General features: G+C 41.2%; 6 protein-coding genes. 3 read left to right on the top strand and 3 right to left on the bottom strand.

Annotated elements, in window-relative coordinates:
- Nucleotides 1–145 (bottom strand): ferredoxin (locus AC33VI_RS06635; protein ID WP_491781477.1); only part of this gene is annotated, 145 nt, incomplete at its 3' end.
- Between the two features lie 127 nt (nucleotides 146–272).
- Here AC33VI_RS06635 and ahr point away from each other — a divergent pair.
- Nucleotides 273–1,277, top strand: coding sequence for an NADPH-dependent aldehyde reductase Ahr (gene ahr / locus AC33VI_RS06630; RefSeq protein WP_491781475.1), 1,005 nt, complete (start codon nucleotides 273–275; stop codon nucleotides 1,275–1,277).
- Between the two features lie 171 nt (nucleotides 1,278–1,448).
- The gene (gene rnhA / locus AC33VI_RS06625) at nucleotides 1,449–1,904 is read left to right on the top strand and encodes a ribonuclease HI (protein ID WP_491781476.1); all 456 of its coding nucleotides are present in this window, start codon (nucleotides 1,449–1,451) and stop codon (nucleotides 1,902–1,904) included.
- Between the two features lie 23 nt (nucleotides 1,905–1,927).
- Here rnhA and AC33VI_RS06620 read toward each other — a convergent pair whose 3' ends face one another.
- The gene (locus AC33VI_RS06620; protein WP_491781474.1) at nucleotides 1,928–2,977 is read right to left on the bottom strand and encodes an ABC transporter permease; all 1,050 of its coding nucleotides are present in this window, start codon (nucleotides 2,975–2,977) and stop codon (nucleotides 1,928–1,930) included.
- Between the two features lie 58 nt (nucleotides 2,978–3,035).
- Nucleotides 3,036–3,752, bottom strand: a complete 717-nt coding sequence (locus AC33VI_RS06615; RefSeq protein WP_491781473.1) for a DUF3120 domain-containing protein — start codon at nucleotides 3,750–3,752, stop codon at nucleotides 3,036–3,038.
- A 269-nt stretch (nucleotides 3,753–4,021) separates the two neighbouring features.
- Here AC33VI_RS06615 and rbp point away from each other — a divergent pair.
- Nucleotides 4,022–4,279 (top strand): RNA-binding regulator (rbp, locus tag AC33VI_RS06610; RefSeq protein WP_491781472.1); only part of this gene is annotated, 258 nt, incomplete at its 3' end.

The raw sequence follows: 4,279 nt of genomic DNA, 5'->3' as shown, positions 1-4,279 counted from the left end.
GCTGATGGTATACCGCAGACATAGAAGACTGACGATGGAAAACATCAGGTGCTACCCACCGACAAGTATCGCAATCTATACAACTAGAATCGACATAAAAGTCACCATCAATATTTTCCGATCTTCTTTTTTGTAGACTAGCCACTATTTTGAATAATTGATTTTAGAGTTATTTTGATTTTAGCTAAATACAAGATCTCCAGTAAAATTTAATATACTTTCAAGAATCAAATTGTTTAGATTAGGAATGAAGAATCTCAAATCTAAGAATAATGACGATCCGAGCTTACGCTGTCTTGCAGGCTGGTGGTAAATTAGAGCCATTTGAATACGATCCTGGAGAATTAAAGCCAGAACAAGTAGAGATTGAGGTGGAATATTGTGGTGTCTGTCACAGCGATTTGAGTATGCTTGATAATGACTGGGAAATCTCTCAATATCCCCTTATCCCTGGTCACGAAGCCATTGGCAAAATAGCTGCTGTTGGTAGTCAGGTTAAAACCTTGAAAATAGGGCAGAGAGTCGGTTTGGGCTGGTTTTCTGGCTCTTGTCTCCATTGTGAATGGTGTATGAAGGGATATCAAAATCTTTGTTTGACTCCAGAAGAAACCATAGTCGGTCGTCATGGGGCATTTGGCAATAAAGTCCGCAGCAATTATGAATGGGCAATTCCCCTACCCGAAGCGATCGATCCTGCGATCGCAGGTCCTTTATTTTGTGGGGGAGTCACGGCTTTTAACCCCATTGTAGAATTAAATCTTAAAGCTACAGACAGAGTTGGGGTAATTGGCATTGGTGGTTTGGGTCACATGGCATTAAAATTTCTCGATGCTTGGGGCTGCCAAGTGACGGCATTTTCTAGCAGCCCAGATAAAAAAGCAGAAGCCTTAGAAATGGGTGCTGACTACTTTGTTAATTCCCGCGATAGTAATGCGATCGCCAAATTAGCCAATTCTTTTGATGCTATTATCTCTACGGTAAATGTGGATTTAGACTGGAATAGCTATGTTAATGCTTTGCGTCCGATGGGCAAGCTAAACTTTATTGGGGCTGTCCCCAATCCTATTTCCGTGGCTATTTTTCCCATGATTGTTGGTCAAAAATCAATTTCTGCCACCTCTTTGGGCAGCCCTGCCATTGTTTCTCAAATGTTAGATTTTGTGGTGCGCCATCAAATTGAGCCGATTGTGGAAACTTATGATTTCGATCGCCTTAATGATGCGATCGCTCGCTTGCGTGACGGCAAAGCCCGCTATCGCCTAGTTTTAAAACATTAATCTCTTCCCATGCTAGATTACATACAAGAAATTATGACCGAGGTTGAAACCCTCCCCGAATCCGAACTGGCAGCAGTTTTAAACTATATCAAGTCCTTAAAACCCAAACCAGCATCCAAAAACAAACCAAAATTAAATAACAAAGCCAAAGCTCCTCGATCTGAAAACACAATTATTGTTTATACCGATGGTGCTTGTACGGGCAATCCTGGCAAGGGGGGCTATGGTGCGGTGATTATTGATGGCGATCGCCGTGTAGAACTCTCAGCAGGATACAAACTTACTACCAATAACCGTATGGAAATGATGGGAGCGATCGCCGCTTTGGAATCTTTACCCTCCAACTCTAAAGTGAAACTCCATAGCGACTCCAAATATATTGTCGATGCCGTAATCAAGGGTTGGGCGAAAAAATGGCAAGCCAACGGCTGGAAGCGAAATAAAAACGAGAAAGCAAAGAATCCCGATCTTTGGCAAGAATTACTCGATTTATGCAAGATACACGATGTAGAATTTGTCTGGGTTAAAGGTCATGCAGGAATTCCTGAAAACGAGCGATGCGATCGCTTGGCTGTCGCTGCTGCCCATCAATCAGATCTTCGAGTAGATGGGGGGTATGGAGGTTAGGAAACCTCATAAGAGTAAACTTTTTACTTGAGATCTTCTAATTTAATCCGAGGATCGACAGTTTTTAAGAGTAAATCTGCCAGGAGGTTACCAATAATTAACATCGTTGCACCCATCATTAAGCTAGCCATTACTAGATATTTATCTTGAGCGTTTACTGCTTGTAAGGTAAGAGTTCCCAAGCCAGGCCAATTGAAGAAAAATTCAGCGATAAACGAACCGCCGAGTAAACTGGCAAATTCAAAGCCGAGAAGGGTAATTAGAGGGTTAATGGCATTTCTGAGGGCATGGACGTAAATAACCTTGTTTTCGGGCAAACCTTTAGCCCTAGCAGTTTGAATATAGTCTTGACGCAAGACATCCAATAATTGTCCTCTAGTCAGACGTTGTAAGCCAGCAAAACTAGTAATACTTAAAGCAATAGTTGGCAATACCATATGCCAAGCTATATCGAGTATTTTGCCCACAATGGATAGTTCGTCGTGATTAATGCTGGTCATTCCCCCCACAGGAAATAGGGGAGAAAGAAATTGAGCGATAATCAGAAAAATTAGGGCGGTAATAAAACTAGGGAAACCTTGACCGAAATAACTAAGAACTCGCAAGACTCGATCTAAGGGCGTATTTTGCTTGACCGCACTAATAATTCCTAAGGGAATGGCGATCGCCCAAGTTAAAATAAAAGATGATAATGCTAGTAAGAGAGTTGCGGGAATTCTTTCTAGCAGCAGGGAAGAAACAGAGCGAAAATAAACAAAACTCTGACCGAAATCAAATCTAGTAATAATACGCCACAGCCAGAGGAAATATTGTTCTATGGGGGGTTTGTCCAAACCAAATTGTTTGGTTAATTCGGCAACTCTCTCTTGGGTGATTTGAGGGTTTTCTTTAAGAGTATCTAAATAGTTTCCTGGGGCTAATTCTACAATGAAAAAACACAGTGCTGATGCTAAGAGCAGAGTTAAAGCACCTTGAGACAATCTTTTTAGGATATAGAGGGTGGTTTCATTCCTCAAAATTGTTTCTATGCCAATGGGCGGGGATTTACTCCCAACATCAGTACTTTGAGCCATAATTTATTAATTTAATTCATCTTGACTTAGAGCTTAAAGCTAAAGCCATAGGCTTTGTTTAAGCAAAATAAGCAGCTAGCAAAAACAAACTATCTACCAAAATTGTACTTAAAACCGCTCCAGCGAATGCCCACCAGTGTAACTCGATTTTCTTTAACGACCACCAACTCACTGCCAGCAAGATATTAACCAAAACTACCGCCCAACTAATTCCCCAGGGAGTTTGTACTTGAGCTAAAGCAGATTTTAAGATTGGTGCAGCCAAAGAAGGATCGATATCTACTACCATTAACTTGCGCCAGTAGGGAATAACGTTAGTTAAGTAAAAATAAAGATCGGTAATCGCCGTTCCTAAAAGAGAGCCGAGATAGAAAAAATTACCTACCTTACCCCAACCGCGCCACAAACACCAAAGAGCAAAAGGCAAACCAATAGATTCGATGGGAATGTGAATCAAAGGCTCGAACCTCAGCCAACCCCAATAAATCGAACCAGCCAGCCAACTCCAACTAAAACCGAGAATTAAATCTCCCCATAATTGACTTTGGGGGCGACGATACAGCCACCAACCCAATCCTAGCCAGAAAAAGGTTAAAAACAAGCTCAGGAGGGGAAATAAACGAACGATAGGTGCTTGAACAAAAACTGGTACGGATACCAGAAAAGAGGCTGCTGAAAAGACTTGCCAAGCTTTTCTACTCTGGTTTGGTTCTAGGGGTAGAGATAGAAGGTCAGATTGAGGTATAGAAGGGCGATTGGAACTAGATGTGGTCACAAGTAAAAAAAAAAATAGTTTGGCGATCGAGGAGATAAGCTTCTAATTTTTGTTACTTATCTTTACCTAGGATTAAAATACCACAGTTTTTTATTCGGAGCATTCTGGAGAATGATAAGTAAATTACTAATTTTATTGTGGATAAAATGTTAATATTATTCTCGAAAATCGGAAGTGGTAAGGCAATTTTTGTACGTATTGGTGAATAATTTTTTCCCTATTTTGACTTCCGACGATCGCTCGAAACACAAGAACAGGAAACAAGAGTAATGTCGATTTATGTTGGTAATCTCAACTATGAGGTTACGCAGGAAGACTTAAACGAAGTCTTTGGAGAATACGGAACTGTCAAGCGAGTCTACCTACCTACAGACCGCGAAACAGGTCGCAAGCGGGGTTTTGGGTTTGTGGAAATGAACACAGACGAAGAAGAAACCGAAGCGATTGAAACCCTTGATGGGGCTGAATGGATGGGACGCACTCTCAGAGTGAACAAAGCACGACCAAGAGAATCTAGTGGTTCTGAT

The sequence above is a fragment of the Waterburya sp. genome (assembly GCF_058530065.1).
Note: the sequence above shows the minus strand (reverse complement) of the source record. Positions and strands in the feature narration are given on the sequence as shown.

Coding starts and splice junctions, on each gene's coding strand:
- ahr (WP_491781475.1), top strand. CDS start 273: ATGACGATCCGAGCTTACGCTGTCTTGCAGGCTGGTGGTAAATTAGAG.
- AC33VI_RS06620 (WP_491781474.1), bottom strand. CDS start 2,977: ATGGCTCAAAGTACTGATGTTGGGAGTAAATCCCCGCCCATTGGCATA.